15 protein-coding genes are annotated in these 19009 nt (G+C 74.7%); 8 read left to right on the top strand and 7 right to left on the bottom strand.

Features of this window, described 5'->3' with window-relative positions; all coding sequences use genetic code 11:
* Positions 1–3 precede the first annotated feature (3 nt).
* The 3 genes from FMEAI12_RS10800 to FMEAI12_RS10790 are packed head-to-tail and all read left to right on the top strand — an operon-like array spanning position 4 to position 1817.
* A complete protein-coding gene (locus FMEAI12_RS10800; protein ID WP_071061975.1) occupies positions 4–417 on the top strand; it encodes a lycopene cyclase domain-containing protein in 414 nt (137 codons plus the stop codon).
* Complete coding sequence (locus FMEAI12_RS10795) at positions 414–716, top strand: lycopene cyclase domain-containing protein (RefSeq protein WP_071061876.1); 303 nt, start codon at positions 414–416, stop codon at positions 714–716. Before FMEAI12_RS10800 ends, FMEAI12_RS10795 begins: the two co-directional genes overlap by 4 nt.
* Positions 717–770: 54 nt before the next feature.
* Entirely contained in the window at positions 771–1817 is a 1047-nt protein-coding gene (locus FMEAI12_RS10790; protein ID WP_235013882.1) for a hypothetical protein, read from the top strand.
* Between the two features lie 121 nt (positions 1818–1938).
* Here FMEAI12_RS10790 and FMEAI12_RS10785 read toward each other — a convergent pair whose 3' ends face one another.
* Genes FMEAI12_RS10785 through FMEAI12_RS10775 form a run of 3 tightly spaced genes read right to left on the bottom strand, consistent with a single transcriptional unit; the run spans position 1939 to position 9552 of the window.
* Positions 1939–7068, bottom strand: a complete 5130-nt coding sequence (locus tag FMEAI12_RS10785) for a hypothetical protein (RefSeq protein WP_235013881.1) — start codon at positions 7066–7068, stop codon at positions 1939–1941.
* Positions 7069–7078: 10 nt separating this feature from the next.
* The gene (locus tag FMEAI12_RS10780; protein WP_071061870.1) at positions 7079–8032 is read right to left on the bottom strand and encodes a hypothetical protein; all 954 of its coding nucleotides are present in this window, start codon (positions 8030–8032) and stop codon (positions 7079–7081) included.
* A 2-nt stretch (positions 8033–8034) separates the two neighbouring features.
* Complete coding sequence (locus FMEAI12_RS10775) at positions 8035–9552, bottom strand: hypothetical protein (RefSeq protein ID WP_112105907.1); 1518 nt, start codon at positions 9550–9552, stop codon at positions 8035–8037.
* A 276-nt stretch (positions 9553–9828) separates the two neighbouring features.
* On the opposite strand from FMEAI12_RS10775, the gene FMEAI12_RS10770 reads away from it, so the two are divergent.
* Together FMEAI12_RS10770 and FMEAI12_RS10765 are read left to right on the top strand one after the other, a co-directional pair.
* Positions 9829–10410, top strand: coding sequence for a TerD family protein (locus FMEAI12_RS10770; RefSeq protein WP_071061866.1), 582 nt, complete (start codon positions 9829–9831; stop codon positions 10408–10410).
* Between the two features lie 625 nt (positions 10411–11035).
* On the top strand, positions 11036–11695 hold the full coding sequence (locus FMEAI12_RS10765; protein WP_112105906.1) for a sulfotransferase family protein: 660 nt from the start codon (positions 11036–11038) through the stop codon (positions 11693–11695).
* 169 nt (positions 11696–11864) lie between these two features.
* On the opposite strand, the gene FMEAI12_RS10760 is transcribed toward FMEAI12_RS10765, so the two are convergent.
* Positions 11865–12143 (bottom strand): type II toxin-antitoxin system RelE/ParE family toxin, encoded by a 279-nt coding sequence (locus FMEAI12_RS10760; protein WP_071061863.1) that lies wholly within the window; start codon positions 12141–12143, stop codon positions 11865–11867.
* Positions 12140–12325: a hypothetical protein gene (locus tag FMEAI12_RS36170; RefSeq protein ID WP_146776671.1), complete on the bottom strand. Its 186-nt coding sequence runs from the start codon at positions 12323–12325 to the stop codon at positions 12140–12142. The genes FMEAI12_RS10760 and FMEAI12_RS36170 overlap by 4 nt, the downstream gene beginning before the upstream one ends.
* A 115-nt stretch (positions 12326–12440) precedes the next feature.
* On the opposite strand from FMEAI12_RS36170, the gene FMEAI12_RS10755 reads away from it, so the two are divergent.
* Positions 12441–13148 (top strand): HAD family phosphatase, encoded by a 708-nt coding sequence (locus tag FMEAI12_RS10755; RefSeq protein ID WP_071061861.1) that lies wholly within the window; start codon positions 12441–12443, stop codon positions 13146–13148.
* A gap of 132 nt (positions 13149–13280) precedes the next feature.
* Positions 13281–13697, top strand: a complete 417-nt coding sequence (locus FMEAI12_RS10750) for a CoA-binding protein (protein WP_112105905.1) — start codon at positions 13281–13283, stop codon at positions 13695–13697.
* 91 nt (positions 13698–13788) lie between these two features.
* Here the strand turns inward: FMEAI12_RS10750 and FMEAI12_RS10745 are convergent, their stop codons facing one another.
* Entirely contained in the window at positions 13789–16236 is a 2448-nt protein-coding gene (locus FMEAI12_RS10745) for a hypothetical protein (RefSeq protein WP_235013880.1), read from the bottom strand.
* A 90-nt stretch (positions 16237–16326) separates the two neighbouring features.
* The gene (locus tag FMEAI12_RS10740) at positions 16327–17994 is read right to left on the bottom strand and encodes a glycosyltransferase family 2 protein (protein ID WP_112105903.1); all 1668 of its coding nucleotides are present in this window, start codon (positions 17992–17994) and stop codon (positions 16327–16329) included.
* Between the two features lie 339 nt (positions 17995–18333).
* Here FMEAI12_RS10740 and FMEAI12_RS38015 point away from each other — a divergent pair, with 339 nt between their 5' ends.
* The gene (locus FMEAI12_RS38015; RefSeq protein WP_112105902.1) at positions 18334–18693 is read left to right on the top strand and encodes a DUF5999 family protein; all 360 of its coding nucleotides are present in this window, start codon (positions 18334–18336) and stop codon (positions 18691–18693) included.
* Positions 18694–19009 lie beyond the last annotated feature (316 nt).

Here is a 19009-nt window from a genome sequence, read left to right as displayed (position 1 = left end):
GGTCTGGGCCACTTCAGCTACCTCGCCGTGCTGCTGGGGTGCCTGGTGGCGACGGCGCCGCTGGAGATCCTGCTGCGGACGAGGGTGTATGCGCGCCCCCGCCGCCTCCTGCTGTCGGTGGCGCCGGTGCTGGTCGTCTTCGTCGGGTGGGATCTGTACGCGATCGCGCGCGGCCACTGGGCGTTCGACCCGCGGCGCACCACCGGGGTGCTGCTGCCCGGCGGCCTCCCGCTCGACGAGGTCCTCTTCTTCGTCGTGGTCCCCGTGTGTGCCGTGCTCGCGCTGGAGGCCGTGCGCGCCGTCACCGGCTGGCAGGCGGGCGACGAGCGGGCTGGCGCCGAGCAGGTGGACGGCGAGCAGGTGGACGGCGAGCGTGCCGGCGACAGGCCGGCGGACGGGGCCCGCGGGCCGGGATGAGCTACACCGCGCTGGCCGTCGTGGGCGTCGTCGTGAGCGTGCTGCTGGACCTGCGGATCCTGCGTACCCGGCTGCTCACCCGCCGGCTGTTCTGGACGGCCTACGCGATCATCGTCTTCTTCCAGCTCGTCACGAACGGCATCCTGACCGGCTTCGACATCGTCGTGTACGACCCGGACGCGATCGCCGGGCCCCGCCTCGTGTTCGCGCCGGTCGAGGACCTGCTGTTCGGGTTCGCGTTGGTAACCCAGACGCTGGTGTGGTGGGTTTGGTGGGGACTTCGTCACGGAAACGAGTGAATCGGGGTCCTGTATCCACTTTTGGGCCTACGCTCGGACCCAATGGAACAACGGATGGCGGACGAGATCAGTCCCGCTGGCCGGCACCGTTCTCCCTGGGGGCGCTCCAAACGGATCCTCCCCATCCGGTGGGGGCGGGTCGCGGCCGCGGTGGGGGCCGCGGCGGCCCTGGCCACGACCCTGTTCCTGATCCACAACAGCGGGTCGGGGCCGGCGTCCGCGGTGCGGGACCCGGCCGGTGCGCGGACCAGCATCGTCGTGTCGACCTCCGTCGCGTCCCCGCCGGTTCCCTCGCCGACGGCGAACGGCCCCGTCCCCGTCGGGGCGTTCGGGGCATCCGGGCCGCCCGAGCCCCTGGAGAGCTCCGGGGTCTCGGCGTCTCCCGAACCGTCCCAGGCGGGCGGCACGTCCGCGCCGGCTCGCCCGGGAGCGGGCACGGGCGGCCCGCGCGGGACCCCGCCGGCCGGGCCGGCGATCGGGCTGAGCCGCACCGACGTCGACTTCGGCGAGGTGGAGTCGACGATCAGGCTCGACGTGCTCGGCGTCGGGACGTCACCGGCGCGCGTGCGCGTTGGCGACACGCCCGGGTGGGTCAGCGTCGTCCCGGGGCAGGACGTCGTCGGTCCGGGCGCGCAGGTGCCGCTCGTGGTCACCCTCGACCGGGCGGTGGCTCCGCCGGGCTCGATCGACCTGGACGTCCCGGTCTCGGCCGTCGACGGCTCCGGCGGCGGGAACCTGCGGATCACCGCGCGGGTCTCCGGGGCACCGGGGCTCAGCGGCGTCTCGGCCGCGCCGACCACGATCCTCCCCAGCGGCTGCGCCGGTGATCAGGGCACCACACAGGCGACAGTGACCGCCACGGTCGTCGACCCGACGGGCGTCCTCGGCGTCGAGGTGCGCACCCGGGCGCCGGACGGACAGGCCACCACCACCCCGCTCCAACTGGGCACGGCGGTGGACGACCGGTCGACCTGGTCCGGGCCGATCGGGCCGGTGCCGGCGGCGGGGACGATCACCTACACCGTGGTGGCGACCGACCTCGACGGCCGGAGCTCGACGACCGACGGGTCCGTCGAGGTGCGCCCCTGCCCGGCAGGCTGACCGCCGGAGGCCTGCGGCTGACCGCCGGAACGGCGCCGCCCGGCTCGGGGGGTGCCGGGCGGCGCGGGCTCATGGTCTCATCCGCCGGGCGCGGGACCAAGGCTCGGTGCGGACTCGATGCTCACGGTCCCGTATGCGCGTTCGCGGCGGCGGGATCGGACCGGTCCCCGTTCGTGGCGGCGATGGCCTCCCGGCCGGTCCCGGCCGGCGCTGATCTCGTGGCTGGCACTGATGCCGTGGCCGGCGGGCCGGGTGCTGTCCGGCGGAACAGGCGGCTGGCGGTGATCACTCCGGCCGCGCCGCCCGCGGCGACGTCCGGCGGGGTCAGTCCCGGGCGCAGTCGTTCCTGTACCCGCAGATACTTCATCCCGGCCCGCAGGTCGGCGTCGTTGCGGAGCCGGATGACGAGGGTGAAGGCGCTCAGCGCGGTGGTGTCGAACAGGCCGGTGGTGTAGATCAGCTGCACTCCGAGCCGATCGGCCACCGCGAGCTGCAGGTCCAGCAGGTAGGCGGCGCTGGCCCGTCCGATCGGGTTGTCGAGGAAGAGGACGCCGGCGTGCCGGGCGCGCAGCCGTCCACGGTCGTTGGCCCGCAGCGCGGCCATGGTGCAGTACAGGATGATCGCCGCGGTGAGCTGCTGGCCGCCGGAGAACACGTCGCCGAGCTGGGAGACCCGCACCCGCTCGGTGCGCAGCACCGCGTCCGGCTTGAGGATCTCGACCCGCACCCCGCCCGGGAGCGCGGCGCGGACGCCGCGCAGCAGCAGCGTCATGCCGTCCCGGCGGGCCCCGGCCGTACCGGGCCCGCCGGGGGAGACCGCGACGGTACCTGTGGACGCCGGCCCTGGGGTGGCCGAACCGCGCGCGGCGGCGTCCACCACCTCGCCGAGCGCGTCGGTGAGCGCCACCGGGTCCGGCTCGGCGAAGGTGATGCGCAGGAACTCCTGGCCCGACCAGTCGCCGAGCCGGTCGGGTAGCCGGGACAGCCGCTGCGCCGAGCGCAGCGTGCCCAGCGAGGCCCGCACCATGCCCTCGAGCCGGGCCACGATCGCGGCCCGGTTGCGGCCGATGTGCGCCAGGTCGTCGTCGAGGCTGCGCAGGCGCGGCGCGAGAGCCGCGGCCCAGTCGGCGGCGTTCGCGGCCACGGCGTCCCGGCCGGCCCGCACCATCTGCCGGCGGGCCGGCGAACGGACGGACTCGAACCGGTCGGTGGCGGCCCAGGCCGCCACGGCGTCGGCGGCGGCCCGCACCCGTCCCGCCGCCTCGCCGTGCGCCGCCACCGCCTGCCGCCAGGACGACCGCAGCTCGCGGGCCATCGCCGTGGCCGCGGCCGTGTCCCCGTCGAACGCCTCCACGCCGCCCGGCCATCCGGCGGAGCCAGCCGGCGCGGCAACGGCGCCGTTGCCGCGTCCGACGCTGGTGCCCGTGGCGTCTCCGGCATTGGTGCCCGCGCGGCCTCCGACGTCGGAGGCCGCACGTTCGCCGACGCCGGTGTCGGAACGCTCGCCGGCACCCGTGCGTTCGCTCGTGCCGGCTACGGCCGACTCGGCGTCCGCGCGCAGCTCGGACAGCGTCTCGGCGACGAGACCGAAGGCGTCCACCTCACGTTCGTGCGCCGCGGCGTGGCGCTCCAGCTCGTCCAGCGCGTCCCGGGCCGCCCGGACGGCGGCCTCCGACTCGTGCAGCGCCTCGACGGCGGCCCGGTGCGCGTCCCGCGACTGCTCCATCGTGGCGGGGCCCTCGTCCCGCGCGAGTGGCCGCGCTCCGGCGTCGGTCACCTCGGCGGCGGTGTGGCGCAGCTCCTGCCGCAGTCCGCCGAGCCGCTCCCGCGCCGCGTCGAGCTCGCGGCCGAGGTCGGCCGCGACGCGCCGGGACGTGGCCTGGGCGGTCGCCCGCGCTGCCGCGTCGCCGCTGTTCGGACCGGCCAGCAGCGCCGCCGAGCGGGTGCGGACGGCGGCGGGCAGCCCCTCCACGGCACCGCGTGCCGCCGCCTGCGCCCGCCGCGCGCGATCCAGTTCGCCGCGGAGGTCCGCACCCACCTCGACCTGCGCGTACGCCCGCTCGGCCGACTCGTAGACAGCGCGCAGCAGCGGAACCTGCGGCGGCGGCCCGCCCGCTCCGGGCCCGGCTCCGTAGCCTCCGTGGCCGTCCCCGGCGCCGTCCGCGCCGTGGATGTCGCTGTCGATGTTGCCGCTGTCGATGTCGGCGCTGTCGATGTCTCCGCCGCCGACCACCTCGGCCGACTCCGCCCGCGCCACCCGGGCGTTGCGCGCGGCGTCGTCGGCCCGCCGCAGCGCGTCCTGCGCCGCCGCCCGCGCTGCCGCGGCCCGGGCGCGGTGCTCCTCGGCCTCGGTGGACCGCTCGGCCGCGGTCGCCTCCAGCCGCGTGATCTCGCTGTCGGCTCCCACCGACTCCCCGACGGCGCGGACGAGCAGGTCGAGCGCGGCGGCGCGGGCCGTGCGCTCCTCCTCCACCGCACGCAGGCGTTCGATCTCGGCGACCGCCCGCTCGGCGGCGCGGACGGCCTCCCCGACCAGCTCGCGGGCGGCCGCCAGCGCGTTCTCGGCGACGTCGACCGCGTCCTGGCCGGCGCGGGCGGCGGCACGCAGCCCCGCGACCCGTCCCGGCGGGTTGGACCGGCGCCAGCCGGCGACCGCCGCGGCGAGCTCGCGGTCAGCCCGCGCCCGCGCGCTCAGCTCGGCCGCCTGCGCGCTGCGCTCCTCGTGTCGACGCCGGACGGACTCCCGCTCGGCCGCGGCGGCGGCCCGGTCGTACAGCGCCGGGTTCGGCGGGACGAGGAACGCCCGCCCGCGAAGAGGGCCCGCGGGGTCGGCGTTGTCAGGGTGGTCGGTGTGGCTGGGCGACGCCGCGTCCGACAGCAGCTCGGCGGCACCGACGACGATCGCGCAGTCGGGGAGCAGCCGAGCCGCGGCCAGCGCGGCGTGCGCCGCGCCGACGTCCCAGCCGGCCGGCACGACGACGCCGTCCACCAGATCGGGGCGGGCCGCGAGCACGCGCTCGCGTTCGGTCGCGGCGACCGCCCGGGAGAGGTGCTGCCATCCGGAGACCGCGGGGATGCCGGCCCGGGTCAGCACCGCGAGGACGTCGCCGACCGCCGGTCGCGCCGGCCGCAGGTCCCCGTCACCGAGCGCGTTGAGCACCCGCAGGTCCGCCTCCGCGTCGACGGACAGCGCCAGCTGGCGTTCCTCGGCGGCCAGGACCGCCGCCGCGAGCGCGTCCAGCGCGGCGGGCGCGTCGGTGTCCAGGTCCACCGCGTCGAGGTGGTGCGCGGCATCGAGCTGGTCCGGCTCGTCCGGTCCGGTACCGAGGCCCAGCAGGGCGGCGATCCGGCCGTCGGCGGTCAGCGCGCGTGCCCCGGCCAGTGCCTGCTCGAGCTCGCTCGTGAGCCGGGTGAGCTCGGCGCGCGCGGTGTCCAGCTCGCGTTCGGCGGCGCGGGCGCCGTCCTGGGCCTGTTCCCGGTCCGTGGAGCGGGTCGCGGCCGCGAGCGCGTCCTGGACGGCGGCGCGCGCCTCCTCCGCCGCCCGCGCGGCCTCGGCGGCCGCCGACTGGGGATCGATGTCAGCGGAGGGGAGCAGGCCGTCCCGGACCGCCTCGGCCAGCACCCGCGCGGACCGGGCGCGTCGCTCGCGCAGCGCCGCCGCGCCCGCGCGTGCCGTGGCCGCTCCGTCGGCGGCGACACGGTCCGCCGCCGCGGCCGACTCGGCGGCCAGATCGTGGGCCGCGGCGGCCGCGCGCGCCCGGCTCTCCTCCGCATCGGAGGCGGCCGCGAGCCGGGACAACCCGACGACCAGGGCACGGGCGGCGGCGTCCCGGTCGGCCAGGGCCGGCGCCGAGCGGGACTCGGCCTCCTCGACGAGCCGGGTCAGCCGCCCGGCCTCGCTCGAGGCGGCCGCGTGCCGGAGGACGTCCTCGGCGGCGCGCCACGCGTCCAGCTCCTCGTTGGCCTCCGCGAAACGCTCGACGAGCTCGTCGCGGGTCGCCTCGGCCTCGGCCAGCCGCAGCTCGGAGACCCGCAGCCGCGCCGCGAGCTCGGTGTCGACCGCGCGCCGCCGGGCCCGCTCGGCCTCCTCGACGGCGTCCCGGCCGGACTGGCCGCGGGCATCCAGCTCGACCGCCCCCACGCGGTCGAGCGCGATCCGCGCCTCGACGGCCCCGGCCGCGCCGCGCACCGTCGTCAGCAGAGTCCGCAGCCCCGCCGCGGACTCCACGCGCGCCCCGACCGCCTCGACCAGCGGGTCGAGCCGTTCGAGCGCGCCGGCGACGAACTCCCGCTCGGCGTCGAGTGCCGCCCGCTCGGCGAGCTTCGCCGCGTAGCCGTCGACGACCTCGGCGACGCCGGCGGGATCCTCCGGCGGGGTGACGGCGCGTAGCAGGAAGTCGACGAACTGCTCGTCGCTGTTGAACGCGAACGCCTCCGCGGCCTCTCCCTCGCCCGCGTTCATCGCCCGCTGGTAGCGGAACAGCTCCGGGTCCAGGCCGATGGCGTCGAGGTTCTCGCTCCAGGCGCCCTGGTTCGTCTCCCAGGTCATCGCCAGTTTCGGGTCCGCCGCGCCGGCCTCGGCCAGCCGGGTGCGGAAGCCGGCGAGCGTGATCAGCCGTCCGTCGCGGACGAGGGGGAGGCTGGCGATGTCCAGCTCCGCGCTCGGCCGGAAGGAGTACCAGGCCTCGGCGAGGCGGGACGCGTCCCCCGTCGCCCGCCCGCGCCACTCGCTGACCTTGCCGGTGACGACCCGTTCCCCGGTGACGGCGTGCTGCCACTCGCAGACGACATGCCCGCAGTCCCGGGCGAGGACGAAGTTGTCCAGCACACGGCCGTTCGAGGTGCCCACGACCTGCCGCCGGCCGGGGAGCACCACCGAAAAGATCAACTTCATCAGGACGCTCTTGCCGCCGCCGTTCTCCAGGAACAGCACAGACGCGGGCGACGGCCGGACCGGGCGGCTCGACTGGCCAGCCTGACCAGGCTGAACGGCCGGTACGGCGGTGTCGGTCACCCCGCCGGCAGCGACAGCGCCGGGAGTCCTCAGGCTGGGTGCGCTCCCGTCGGACGGGGGCGCGCCGCCGGCCCGTTGTGCCGTGTCCTCACTGTTACCGTCCGTCTCCGGGATGGCCACGCCGGCGCTGAAGAGCGCATCCTGGCGGTGTCCGGTGACCGGCGCTCCTACCCCGGAGAAGTCGAGAAGAACATCGCCGAACCGCGCCCCGGGCGGCCCGATCGAATGGAGTCGCACCCTGGAGAGCTCAAACATCGTCCGCCTCCGGTGCCACGCGCTGTGGCCCGCTCGTTCTGCCTGCCTCGGTTCCGGGCAGGACGGGCTCGGCCGCGAGCACCCGGACACCCCCCGAGCCGTCGGCCACCGTCACGACGCCGAGGTCGAGCAGTTCCTCGAGCGCCGCGTCGGCCGCCAGCTCGCGCACCTGTATCTGGTAGCGCGCCGTGGTGCGAAACGTGCCGCCGGCCTGCTCACTCACCGGCACCAGGCAGCCGGAGTCGGCGAGGAAGCCCATCGCCCGGGCGATGATCCCGGTGGTCGACCCGGCGAGCCGGCGGGCGTCGCGGGTCGTTCCCGCCGCCGGGCGGCGCGAGTACAGGCGCCAGGCGGCCTCGAGCGTCCGTCGGCCGTCCCCCGGGTCGGTCTCGGTGTCCGGGTCGGCGGCGACCCGCTCCTCGAGCAGCCGGCAGGCCTCGCGGACGAACGCGTCCACGCCCTCGACACTGACCCGGCCCACATAGGAGTCGTCGAGCAGATCGGCCGGGCGGGGGAACGCGAGCGCGGCGACGGCGAGCTGCGCGACCGCGTGCAGGAGGCGCTCGGCCGACCGGTGTTCCCCGCCAGCCCGCCGCGCGTAGTCCGTCATCCGGACGGTGAAGGCGGAGTCCTCAGCTCCCGCGACCACCAGGCCCGCCCGCTCCGCCACGTCCAGGACGACCAGCCCGAGACCACCGGCGACAGCCTGGGTCAGCGCCGCGAACTCCTGGTCCCGCAGATGCCGGCGCACGAGCTCGGCGTACGTCCCGTCCCGTGCCGGCACCAGCTTCGGCCGCAGGCCGTAGGCGATCAGGCGGGCCGCGTCGAACGCGTCGCCGTGCTCGCGCCGGGCATCCCGCTCGGGGGCAGTGGGGGCCTCGAGACGAGGGCTGGCCGCGCCCGGGGTGTGCTCCAGCGCGGCGATGGGCTCATGGGTGGCTGTCACGACTATTTCCGGATCATGGTGGGTGGGGGAGCGGAGCTGCCGGCATCGGTGCCCTCGGCGCCGATGCGCACCCGGCCGACGAGGAGGTCGGAGCCACCGAACCAGGGGTCATCCAGTTCGACGCCGTCGTCGACGGCGACCGACACGACGTCGTCACCCTGGCGCGCGGCGGCGGAGACCTGCGGGCTCAGCGCGTGCGCGGCGAGCAGCACCACCAGCTCGGCCACGTCCGCGCCACCCGCCCGCCTGGCCTGCGCGAGGAGCTCCGACAGTCGCCGCGGCGCCTCCGGCGCGATCTCCAGGATGGCCGTCGCGGCCGACCAGGTCTCGTCGTCGAACCGTGCCGGCTCGCGCAGCGAGACCAGGTCCGCCTCGACCACCGGAGGCCCGAGCACCTCCTGTTCGGCGGGTGGCGCCAGAAGCCCGTCGACCAGATCGACGAGGCGCACGGCCCGAGGCGTGCGCACTCCCACGGCTGCCGGGAAGAAGGCAGTGGCCGGAGCCGCCGCCGTAGCCACCGGCAGAGCCAGGACGGGCATCAGGACCTGCGTGTAGAGGTCGATCCCGTCGCGCGCGGGAACATCCGCGAACTGCTGGCGGTCCTGCTCGGCGCGGAAGACCGCGCCCGCCTCGAGCAGCCGCGCCTGGAGCTGGGTGTGGCGGCGGACGCAGTCCGCCACGATCGCGACCAGCTTGGCGGCCTGCCGCTTGTGATCGGCGTCGTCGGCCGCGTCGCGGTACCGCCGAATGTGGGTCAGGATCGCGTTCTCGTGCCGGTACCGCTGCTCGACGTGGCTGAGTGCCTCATCCAGCAGCACCGGTACCGCGCGCAGCCAGTCGACCGCCAGCACGTTGCGCCGCGTCGCGTCGAGCTGTCGGCGCAGCTGCTCGGCGTACTGGACGGTCCGGTACCGCGCCGATTCCGCCGCCGTTCTGGCGTCGGCCAGCCGGCCGCGGCGGATCAGGTTGTCCAGCGTCACCTCGGCCGCGATCTGCGCGGAGGTCACGTCCGTGTCCAGCGCGCCGACGAGGACGGTCACCGCCTCGTCCGTGGCGCGCAGATACAGCTCGCCGCCGCTGCCCGTCAGCTCGACGAGCAGCTTGAAGTCGAACCGCCGGCGCACGTAGCGGCCGTCGGCCCGGTAGGTGCCGTAGATGACGTCGAACCCGCGGTCGACGCTGCCGACGTTGATCAGGTTGCTCAGCACCCACCGGGCGACCCGCTCGTGCTCGGCGCGGGGCCGGTCGGGTGCCTGGTCGGCGGCCAGCGGGACGAGCTTGCGTAGCACCTGCTCGTGGTCCGCGCCCCGGTCGAAGTCCATGGCCACGGTGACCAGGTCGATGGCGTGCAGCGCGAGCTCGGCCATCGCGTAGACGTCGAAGTCGGCGCCCTCCAGGTACGACTTCCTGGCGTCCAGGTCGTGCAGCGGCTGGGTGAGCGCGAGCGCCTTGCGGCGCCGGGTCATCCCGGTGTCGGCGACCGCCGCGGGCGCGACGGTCGCGATGGTTCCGGGGTTCATCGACTGGCCCGGTCCCGGCCGACCAGGTGACGCGGCACGACACGGGCCGTCCCGGCCGAGTCCGGCGGCGCCTGGCGGATCTCCATCTCTGGCACCCTAGCCGGGCGCCGATCCTGCCCCGCGCGGGCAGGTGTGGTCCTGGCCAGGGCATGCGCGAACCAACCCACCGGTGCGTGCGCCGGCCTGAATCCGGGGCGGCACAACGAAGTGAGGTCGGAACGAGACAAGTACGGGGAGGGGATGCCGCGGGCCCGAGCTCGGGACTACGCTCACGACATGTCATCGGTGTCGCTGTCCAAAGGCGGCAATGTCTCGCTCAGCAAGGTCGCGCCCAACCTGACGGCTGTTACCGTCGGTCTCGGTTGGCAGGTCCGTCAGACCACCGGCGCGCCGTACGACCTCGATGCCTCGGCGATCGTCGTGGGTGATTCGGGCCGTGTGCTGTCGGACAGCCACTTCGTGTTCTTCAACAACCTGGTCAGCCCGGACGGCGCCGTGACCCACCTGGGGGACAACCTCGTAGGCGGCGGTGGGGGCGACGACGAGCAGATCAACGTCGATCTCCGGATCCTCTCCCCGCAGGCCAGCAAGGTGGTCTTCGCGGTTTCGATCTACGACGCGGACGCCCGGCGGCAGACCTTCGGCCAGGTCCGCGAGGCCTTCATCCGGGTGGCGGACGCGACGACCGGCGCCGAGGTCGCCCGGTACGACCTCACCGAGGACGCCTCGACCGAGACCGCGATGATCTTCGGTGAGCTCTACCGCTACGGCGTTGAGTGGAAGTTCCGGGCCGTCGGGCAGGGCTACGCGTCCGGCCTGCGCGGAATCGCGCTCGACTTCGGCGTCAACGTCTCCTAGCAGGCTGTCCCGGCGTCTGCCGGCGGGCCGCTCCCCGGGCTGCGGGAAGCCGGGAGCGGCCCGGCGGCGGCGCCCGGTGGCTCGCCCCTGGGCGTCCGCGCCGCGGGCGGGTCGTTTGTCGAAAAGCAGTCTGCCGTGCTGCGGTCTCTGGCACGATGGCCGCATGGTGTCTGGAGAGACTCCGAGGCGGCCTGCCGCCGTGCAACTCGGCCCGCGCGGGCTTGCGCGAGGCTTGCCGCCACTGCTGGCCCGGCTGATCGTGTGCGGCCCGGATCTCCGCTCTCGGCCCCGCCACCACCCCCTATTCACGAGTGGCCCGTAACCGTCACGTCGCGGGTCGGCTGTCACTTCTCTCGAGCGACTGTCGCGGTGCTTCCAGCGGGCGTTGTCGCGTGTTTGTTTCTCTGCGTCCGGCCGTCTCGAATGTGGCGCGGGGCGAGCATTTCGGAGGTAGTCTGCGGGTGAATGTAATTCTGCGGTAATTCCCGGATTTTCCCTCGGGATCCGGGTAATTGGCCGAGAGCAAAGCGCCATCAAAACTCCGGGCTACCGGTTGAGGCAATCAGTGTTGGACCAATGCTGGAATAGTCGCTATTCTTGCCTCCGGATCTTCTGAGGAGGAACATTGATCGAGGTCATCGGTGTGGGTTTCGGGCGCACCGGAACGCTCTCGCTCAAGGCTGCTCTCGAACAGCTCGGCCACGGCCCCTGCCATCACATGGACGAGGTCCTCTCCCGCCGGGAGACGGTTGCCGACTGGATAGCGGCGGCAGAGGGCGGCGCCGCGGACTGGGATGCCCTGTACCGCGACTACCGGTCGACGGTCGACTGGCCGGGAGCCTTCTTCTGGCGCGAGCTCGTCGCGCACTACCCGTCGGCCCGGGTCATCCTGACGGTCCGGGATCCCGGGAAGTGGTACCAGAGCGTCTCGAACACGCTGTTCCGGGCCGGCTCGGCGCGGCCGACGGTCGCGAACCCCGAGGCGACGCGGGTCATGAAGATGATGGACCTGATCGTGTGGGACGGCGTCTTCAAGGGCCGCTTCCAGGACAGGGAACACGCACTGCAGGCGTTCGAGGAGCACAGCGAGGCGGTACGCCGTGAGATTCCGGCCGACCGCCTGCTGGTTTTCGACATCGCCCAGGGCTGGGGTCCGCTGTGTGAATTCCTCGACGTGCCGGTGCCCGCCGGTGAGTTCCCGCGGCTGAACGACCAGGAAACCTACGCGGCGAAGCACCGCGCGCGGCTCGCCGCGGCGATGAACCGGGGCGCCCCGCCCGCGTGAAAATACCCAGCTAGGCCGGTCGATCCGGTGGCGGAGCGCTCAGGGGTGACAGATCCCTGCGCGCGGCCACGGGCGGGAATGGCGGCGTCGGCGGGCATCGTCCCGTGGGCGAGCGAGAAACAACGAAGCCGCCCGGTCGGCGTGTCGCCGATTCGGGGGGCCGCCGTTCTCAGAATGGCAGCCGGGACGGGGTGTGTCGGCGTCCGACAATCATCACGCGTACCGTCCGTGTGTTCGCGTCCACCCGGTACAGCACCCGCCAACCGCGCCCCGTCGCCTCGAACATGCCCACCTGGCTCTCGCCGGCGAGCGGCGTCCCAGCCTTACGGGGATCGTTGCGCAGCGGCCCGTCCAGGAACCGGCGTACCTCGGCGCTGAGCAGCTCGGGCAGCTTCGCCAGATCCCGCTCCGCCGAGGGGGAGAGCGTCACCTCGTGCTTGTCGCTCATCCGCGGACGTCGGCCGGGGCAGGGCGGCGTGATGCGGCCTGGGCGTAGGTGACCTGGCCGTGGGCGGCGTGGGCGAACGCGGCCTGGCCGGCTGCCGCCTGGGCGGATGGCGAGGGGATCGACGTCTCCGGGCCGGTCCGCCGGCACCCGGCAGGCGCTGGAACGCTGTGCGCGTTGTGCATTTCCTGACCTTAACGTTTCGGGCTCGCCGATCGCCGGGTCATGTCACACCGGCAGGCACGGCCCCGCCAGGAGGACACGGCCCCGCCAGGGGGAGCGGCCCGGCAGGATGGGCGGGTGGCTCTCCCTCCCGCGCCGGTCACCGTCCAGGCCGTCATCTTCGATCTCGACGGTGTGCTGATCGATTCTGAGCAGGTGTGGGACGAGGTCCGGCGGGCCTTCGTGGCCGAGCGCGGGGGCCGCTGGGCGGCCGACAGCACCGCCCTGATGATGGGGATGTCCACCGCGGAGTGGTCCGGGTACCTGCTCGAGCTGGGTGCCGGTGACAGCGCGGAGGAGATCGCGGCCGAGGTACGCAGCCGGGTCGCGGCACGCTACGGCGACGCGCCGCCGCTGCTCCCGGGCGCCGTGGCGGCGGTGCGGGCGCTCGCGGAGCGCTGGCCACTCGGCGTGGCGAGCTCGTCCCCGCGGACGCTCATCGAGCTGGTGCTGGACCGCGCCGGCCTGGCGGGGGAGTTCCGCCAGGTCGTCTCCTCCGAGGAGGTCGCCCGGGGCAAGCCCGCGCCCGACGTGTACCTGGAAGCCGTCCGCCGGATGCGGGTGCCGGACGGCACGGCGGCCGGTGTGGTGGTCGCCGTCGAGGACTCGGCGAACGGCCTGCGGGCGGCCTCGGCCGCGGGCCTCGCCGTCGTGGCCGTCCCGAACGAGCACTTCCCGCCCGACACGGACGCTCTGGCGCTGGCGTCGGCCCGCGTCGACGGAGTCGCGGGGCTCACCGCCCAGGTCGTCCTCGCCGCCGCGGAGCACCACACGACCCGCACCTGACCGGCCTGTACGACGGCCGGCCTGTACGACGACTTTCCTGACCGGCCCGGACGGCGGCTGATCTGACCGGCCTTGCCGGCGCGTCGGCGAGGCCGCGGGATTGTCCGTGCTGGCCCAGGGGTTGGAACGTCCATGACGGAGAACACGGATGCGGTCAAGCGCAGGGTCCTCGCCGACACCGAGGTCTGGGCGGTTGTCGGGCTGTCCGAGAACACCTCGCGCGCGGCCTATGGCGTGGCCGGGTACCTGCGCAGACACGGGAAGCGGACGATCCCGGTGCACCCGTCGGCGCCGGTGGTCGCCGGCGAGCAGGGGTACGCGACGCTCAGCGAGATCCCGTTCCCGGTGGACGTGGTGGATCTCTTCGTCCGTTCCGACCTGGTCGGCGAGGTCATCGACGAGGCGGTGAAGATCGGCGCCGGTGCCGTCTGGACGCAGCTGGACGTCCGGGACGAGGCCGCGCAGGCACGCGCCCGTGACGCCGGGCTCGACGTGGTCGTGGACGCCTGCCCCCGCATCGACGGGCCCCGTCTGCTGGGCTGGCGCTAGCCAACACCGGCAACCGGCCCACAGCGGCACCATGCCTGGCCGGGCACCCGGCCTGATCTGGTCGGGCACCCGGCCTGATCAGTCAGGATGATCAACCGGGGAACGTCGGATCGTCCCCGGCGTCGGGCTCGACCTTCGTGGGCGGCGCCGTCGGGTCGTCCCAGGCGTTCGCCGCGGCCGGGCCGCGCGCCGCGGGTCGGCTGCCCGGGGTGGGCATCCGGGCGTCCGGGCCGAGGCTCACGGGCCGGCGTTGCGGCGTGCTTCGTCCGGACGGCGTCTCAGGGGCGGCCCCGCCGGCCGCGGCGGGACGCGATCGGCGGTTCCTCGCCTCGAGCGTGACCCCGGGCGCACGTTTCGGCAGCGGCGGTGTGCCGGACGGGTTCTGCCGCCGCGCCGCCGCCGCGCCCGGGTTCGGCCCGCTCCGGAGAGGGGCCGGCCTGGCCGACGCCGCCGGCGGGATCGGATCCGTCGGCGGAATCGGCGCTGGCGGGTTCGGTGCCGGTGGGTTCGGTGTCGTCGGCGGGATGGGTCTGGCCGGCGTGGCCGGCCTCGTGGGCCCGCCCTCGCGATGATCGCCGTGGCCAGCCGGGGCCACGCGGCCCGGCGGCGCGCCGAGACCGCCGAGGCTGAACGGGGCGTCCGGATCGGCGCGATCGCCTGGCGCGCCGAAACCGGTCGCGCCGCCGCCGTCAGGGCCGGTCTCGGTGGCGCTGAGCGTGCCAGCACCGGTCGGGTCACCGTCGGTGTCAGGGTCGGCCGCGCCGAGGCCGGTCGGGCCGGGAGGCGTACGCCAGGGGGTCTCGGCGGCCTCGCGCCGCTCACGCCACGCGACGACCAGCAGGTGGCCCTGGTGGACGGCGAGCGCGGCTGCCGGCGGCAGCAGGAACAGCGCCGGCAGCAGATACCGGTAGTCGAAGCAGACGGTGGCCGCCGGCACGATGATCATCGTTGCCCCGGCGGCGACCAGGAACAGGCAGTCGGCGCCGGTGCGCCGGCGTTCCGCGGTCAGGTCGTGCCAGCGGGCACGCCCGTCACCCCCACGCAGGCCCGCCGGGACGACCCGCGGCAGCGCGGCCAGGCAGGAGAGCAGGCCGAGGACACCGGCCACGGCGAGGGCCGGGCCGGGGGTGAAGCCCCGGCTCTGGTAGGCCCGCAGATAGCCGGCCCACGGCTCGATCACGGTCCGATCCGGCCGGTCGGCCTCCCCGTGCAGGCCCAGCAGCGGCTCGTCGTTGTGCAGGTAGCGGGGCTCGTCCGCGGTCGGGAAGCGCCAGGTGGCGTCCGGCCAGTCCCGGGGCCCGACGCGGCGTCCCGGCTCGAAGTAGTGCGCGATGTCGGAGCCGACCATGCGCAGGTAGTCAACGGGCTGCCGGGTGATGACCTGCCGCGAGAAGTCGTTCAGCAGCCGGTCGCGTTCGTCGACGGGGACGTCGAGCTGATTGCTCGGGCTGTTGCGGTCCCACACGTAGTAGCTCGGGTCGGGCCGCTCGCCGACCGGGTGCGGGGAGCACAGCGAGAGCTGGCTGGGCTCGAGGTCGAGCTGGCCGCAGTCGGCGATCGGGGCGACCCGGCCGTACAGCCAGGCGGCGTCGCCCCCGGTGAGCCCGATCTTCCCGTGCGAGGACTGGAACCAGGACGCGTACGCGATCAGCGGCGCGGCCAGGAAGACGGCGAAGACCCCGAGCCGCAGCCAGCCGACCCGGCGCAGCACCACGTAGCCGAAGGCCAGCAGGCCGATGGCCACGCCGATCGTGCGCACCAGGCCCGACGCGCCGAGGAGCAGGCCGGCCAGGGCGAACGCCCATACCGACGGCCGGCGCGACCACATCAGGGCGACGACCGCGGCGACGAGGAGGACGGCGAAGAGCGTCTCGGCCATCACGAAGTGCTCGATCACGATCTGGTAGGCGTCGAGCAGGATCGGTGCGGTGGCGAGCGCGGCGATCGGCGGGGCCACCCTGCGGTGGACGAGCAGCACGTAGAGGGCCGTCGCGAGCAGGATCCCGAGCACGTGCTGTACCAGGGGGACAACCCACAGGTCGGCCCCGGTCTCGGTCAGTGCGCGCAGGAACGCCGGGTAGCCGGCCGGGCGCATCGGGTCCGGTTCTGACAGCCGGGTAAGTCGGATGTACGCGTACGAGTCGCCGTTGAACTCGAAGACGGGCCGGTAGGCGTAGGTGGTGACGAGCCGCAGCACGACGCCGGCGAGCAGGAAAACTCCGAACACGGAGTGCCGGGCGAGCGGGGAGCGCCGTCCGGTAGCTGACCGCCGGCGGAAGCGCCCGCGCCGGTTCAGCCCGGAGCGGGGCTCGGCCTCGAAGCCGGGCTCGAGCCCGAAGCCGGGCTCAAGCTCGGACGGGCCCGCGGCCGGCCCCAGGGCGGCGTGGCGGCCGGAGCCGCCCTCGTCGTCACCGGTAGCCGGGCTCACGGCGGGCGTGGTCCAGGCGTCGCCGTCGCCGGGTCGGGATCGGCCAGGGGCCTCCAGCGCGCCGCGGGGTCCGGAGGCGTGGAGCTGTCCAGGTGCCGTCACGGCACCCATGGTCCACGATCGTTCCGCGGAATTGTCCAAATGGTCCCCTTTGGGCCCCCGATTGTGTATGTGGATCACGGTAAGACCCGATCGGAGTGGTCAGTGCTGGTGGGCGGGAATTCCACCGAGGACAGGTGCGGGCGCGGCGAGGAACGCCGCATCCTCGTCGCTCTCATGACTTTCCGGGCCCGTGCGGGTAGCCGGACCGGCTCCGCCGTCTGGCGTCGGCGTCCCGACCGGGCCCGGCGCCCCGACCGGCTCGGGGGCGCGGTCACCGGCCGCCGCGTCGTCGCCCGGCTCGGCCGCCACCGGCCTCGCGGCCGGCGGGGCCGCGGCTGGCGGGGGATCGGCCGGCGACGCTGAGGACGGCGAGACTGCGGATGGCGACGCGCCGGTGGCCGCGGCTGAGACGGCGGGTCCGGTCGCGGGTGCCCAGCCGGCCCGGCGGTGGCCGCCGCTCGGCCCGGCCGTCACCAGCCGCAGGAAGAACGACCCGAAGGCGGTCTGCGCGCCGAGCACCATCAGCGACATGGCGAGCAGGGCGGGGCGCAGCTCGTTGAGCGGCCCCATCGAGTTCGCCAGCCATCGGGCGAGTATGACGCAGTCGATCGCGAAGCCGACGGTGAACAGGATCCCGCCGGCCGCCAGGCCCCGCTCGAGCGTGAAACGCCGGTGGATCGACGTCAGCGGCCAGCGGCGGCGCTCCTGCCACCCCGCGGCATGGTTGTGGACGTCGGCGAAGACACCGAGAAGCACCAACTGCCAACCGAGGATCGCGATCAGCGCGAACAGCACGGAGAAGTGCAGGTCGAGCCGGTGGAACCCGACATCGAGCGAACCGGGCAGGAGCGCCAGCTGGCCGGCCGTGCCCAGCCCGAACAGGACCAGACCCGGCAGGACGAACAGGTGCCTGGGCGCCAGCAGCAGCATGAACCGCAGGTGGCGCCAGCCGTCCCGCAGTGAGTGGAGCTTCGACGCCCCGACCCGCGGGTGGTAGGTGATCGGCACCTCCTCGATCCGCAGCTCGGCTCGACGGGCGGCGATGACGAGCTCGGAGGCGAGCTCCATGCCCTCGCAGCGCAGCCGCATCCGCCGGTAGGCGTCCTTGGTGAAGGCCCGCATCCCGGAGTGGGCGTCGGACGAGCGGACGTCGAACAGGCGGTTGAGGATGCCGGTGAGGAGCGGGTTGCCGACGTATCGGTGCAGCCAGGGCATGGCGCCGGGCAGGATCTCACCGGCGAACCGGGAACCCAGCACGTAGTCGGCGCGCCCGGCGCGCAGCGGGGCGAGCAGCGCGCCGAGGTCGGCGAAGTCGTAGGTGTCGTCGGAGTCGCCCATGACCAGGAACCGGCCGTGCGCGGCGGCGAAGCCGGCGAGATAGGCGTTGCCGTAGCCACGCCGTGACTCGGCGACGACGCGCGCGCCGGCCGCGGTCGCCACCGCCGCGGAGCCGTCGGTCGAACCGTTGTCGACGACGACGACCTCGCCGACGACTCCGGCGGCGGCCAGCCCGGCCAGCGCCTTGCGGACGCAGACGCCGACCGACTCGGCCTCGTTCAGGCACGGCATGACGACGGAGACGTCGAGGCGGTCGGCGGGATCACCGTCATCGGCGGAGTCGGCGACGGCAGTGCCGGTGACAGCGGTGCCTGCGACGGCTACATCGGCGACGGTGGCATCGGCGCGGGCGCCGTGGAGGCCGCCGGCGGCGAGCGGGCCGGCGGTCTCCGGCAGCGGACCGCCGGTGGTGCGCGAGTCGTTCACCATGCGTGACCCCCCACAGGCCAGGAGCAGACGTGCGCCGGGCCGAACTTGATGGTCCGCATCCCGGACCGGCCCGGCCGCGACGATCGATCGACGAAGCGGGCCCCGCCTGTCGGCTCGGACCAATCCTCCGGTCCGAGCAGGTCGAACGCTCGGCGTCGGGCTGCAATCTACCCATATGCGTGAGCGCCGGGCAGCGGCCCTCGCCTACGGCCACGGGGAGATACGCCCCGGCCTACCGGACGCCCACACCCGCCCCCGGCTGGCCGCGTACGGCGTGACACGCCGGTGGGCGCACGGGCGCCCCCGTGTGACGTGCCTAACGGAGAGGCGTAACCTCTGGTGCTCGTGCACCAAGGAAGTGTTTTCAACCTGGCCCCGGCCCTGCCGGCGCCCACCACAGAGGCGGAGCCGTCCGGCGACCCCGCCTCCGCCTCCCCCGTCGCGCGGCGGAGGTGTCCGCACAGTCCGCCCTGCCCGGCGGCCGACAGCGCCGACCACGACGCGGCGAGAGTCACCAGCAGACACTGTGACCAGGGCTGGAGTCTGCTCTGCAACGGGGTGATCCTCTTCGAGGACACGGGGGAGATCCTGCCCACCGGGCGCACCGTGGAGCCGCGGCGACCGTTGCCGAGGCCCGGGTGCGTGCCCCGGCCGCCCGCGCCGCGTCGAGGGGCGGTCGCCGCGCCGACACCGGTCTGACCCGCCACGTCCCGCCGCCCGGCTGGGCGGTGCGGCGCGCCCCGGCACCGTCCGGCCCGGGCCGGGGTTCCGCCCTGGCCTGTGCCGGCACCGGGGGGCACGGCCGGCACCTGTGAGCGGTGCCGTGCGCGCTGCGGATGCGCCGCGGGTGCCGCTGGGACGGCGGCGCGGGGGTCACCGGGCCGCTCCGCGCGCCGGCACGACGGACCAGGCTGACGACGTGCTGATGCCGGTCCGGCCTGTGCGAATCACCTGAACGTGGTCCTCCCGGCAGTGAGAGGACCACGTCGCGGGCCACCATGCGCCAACCCGGCAC

Source organism: Parafrankia sp. Ea1.12 (assembly GCF_900465275.1).
Classification (GTDB): Bacteria; Actinomycetota; Actinomycetes; order Frankiales; family Frankiaceae; genus Parafrankia; species Parafrankia soli.
Note: the sequence above shows the minus strand (reverse complement) of the source record. Positions and strands in the feature narration are given on the sequence as shown.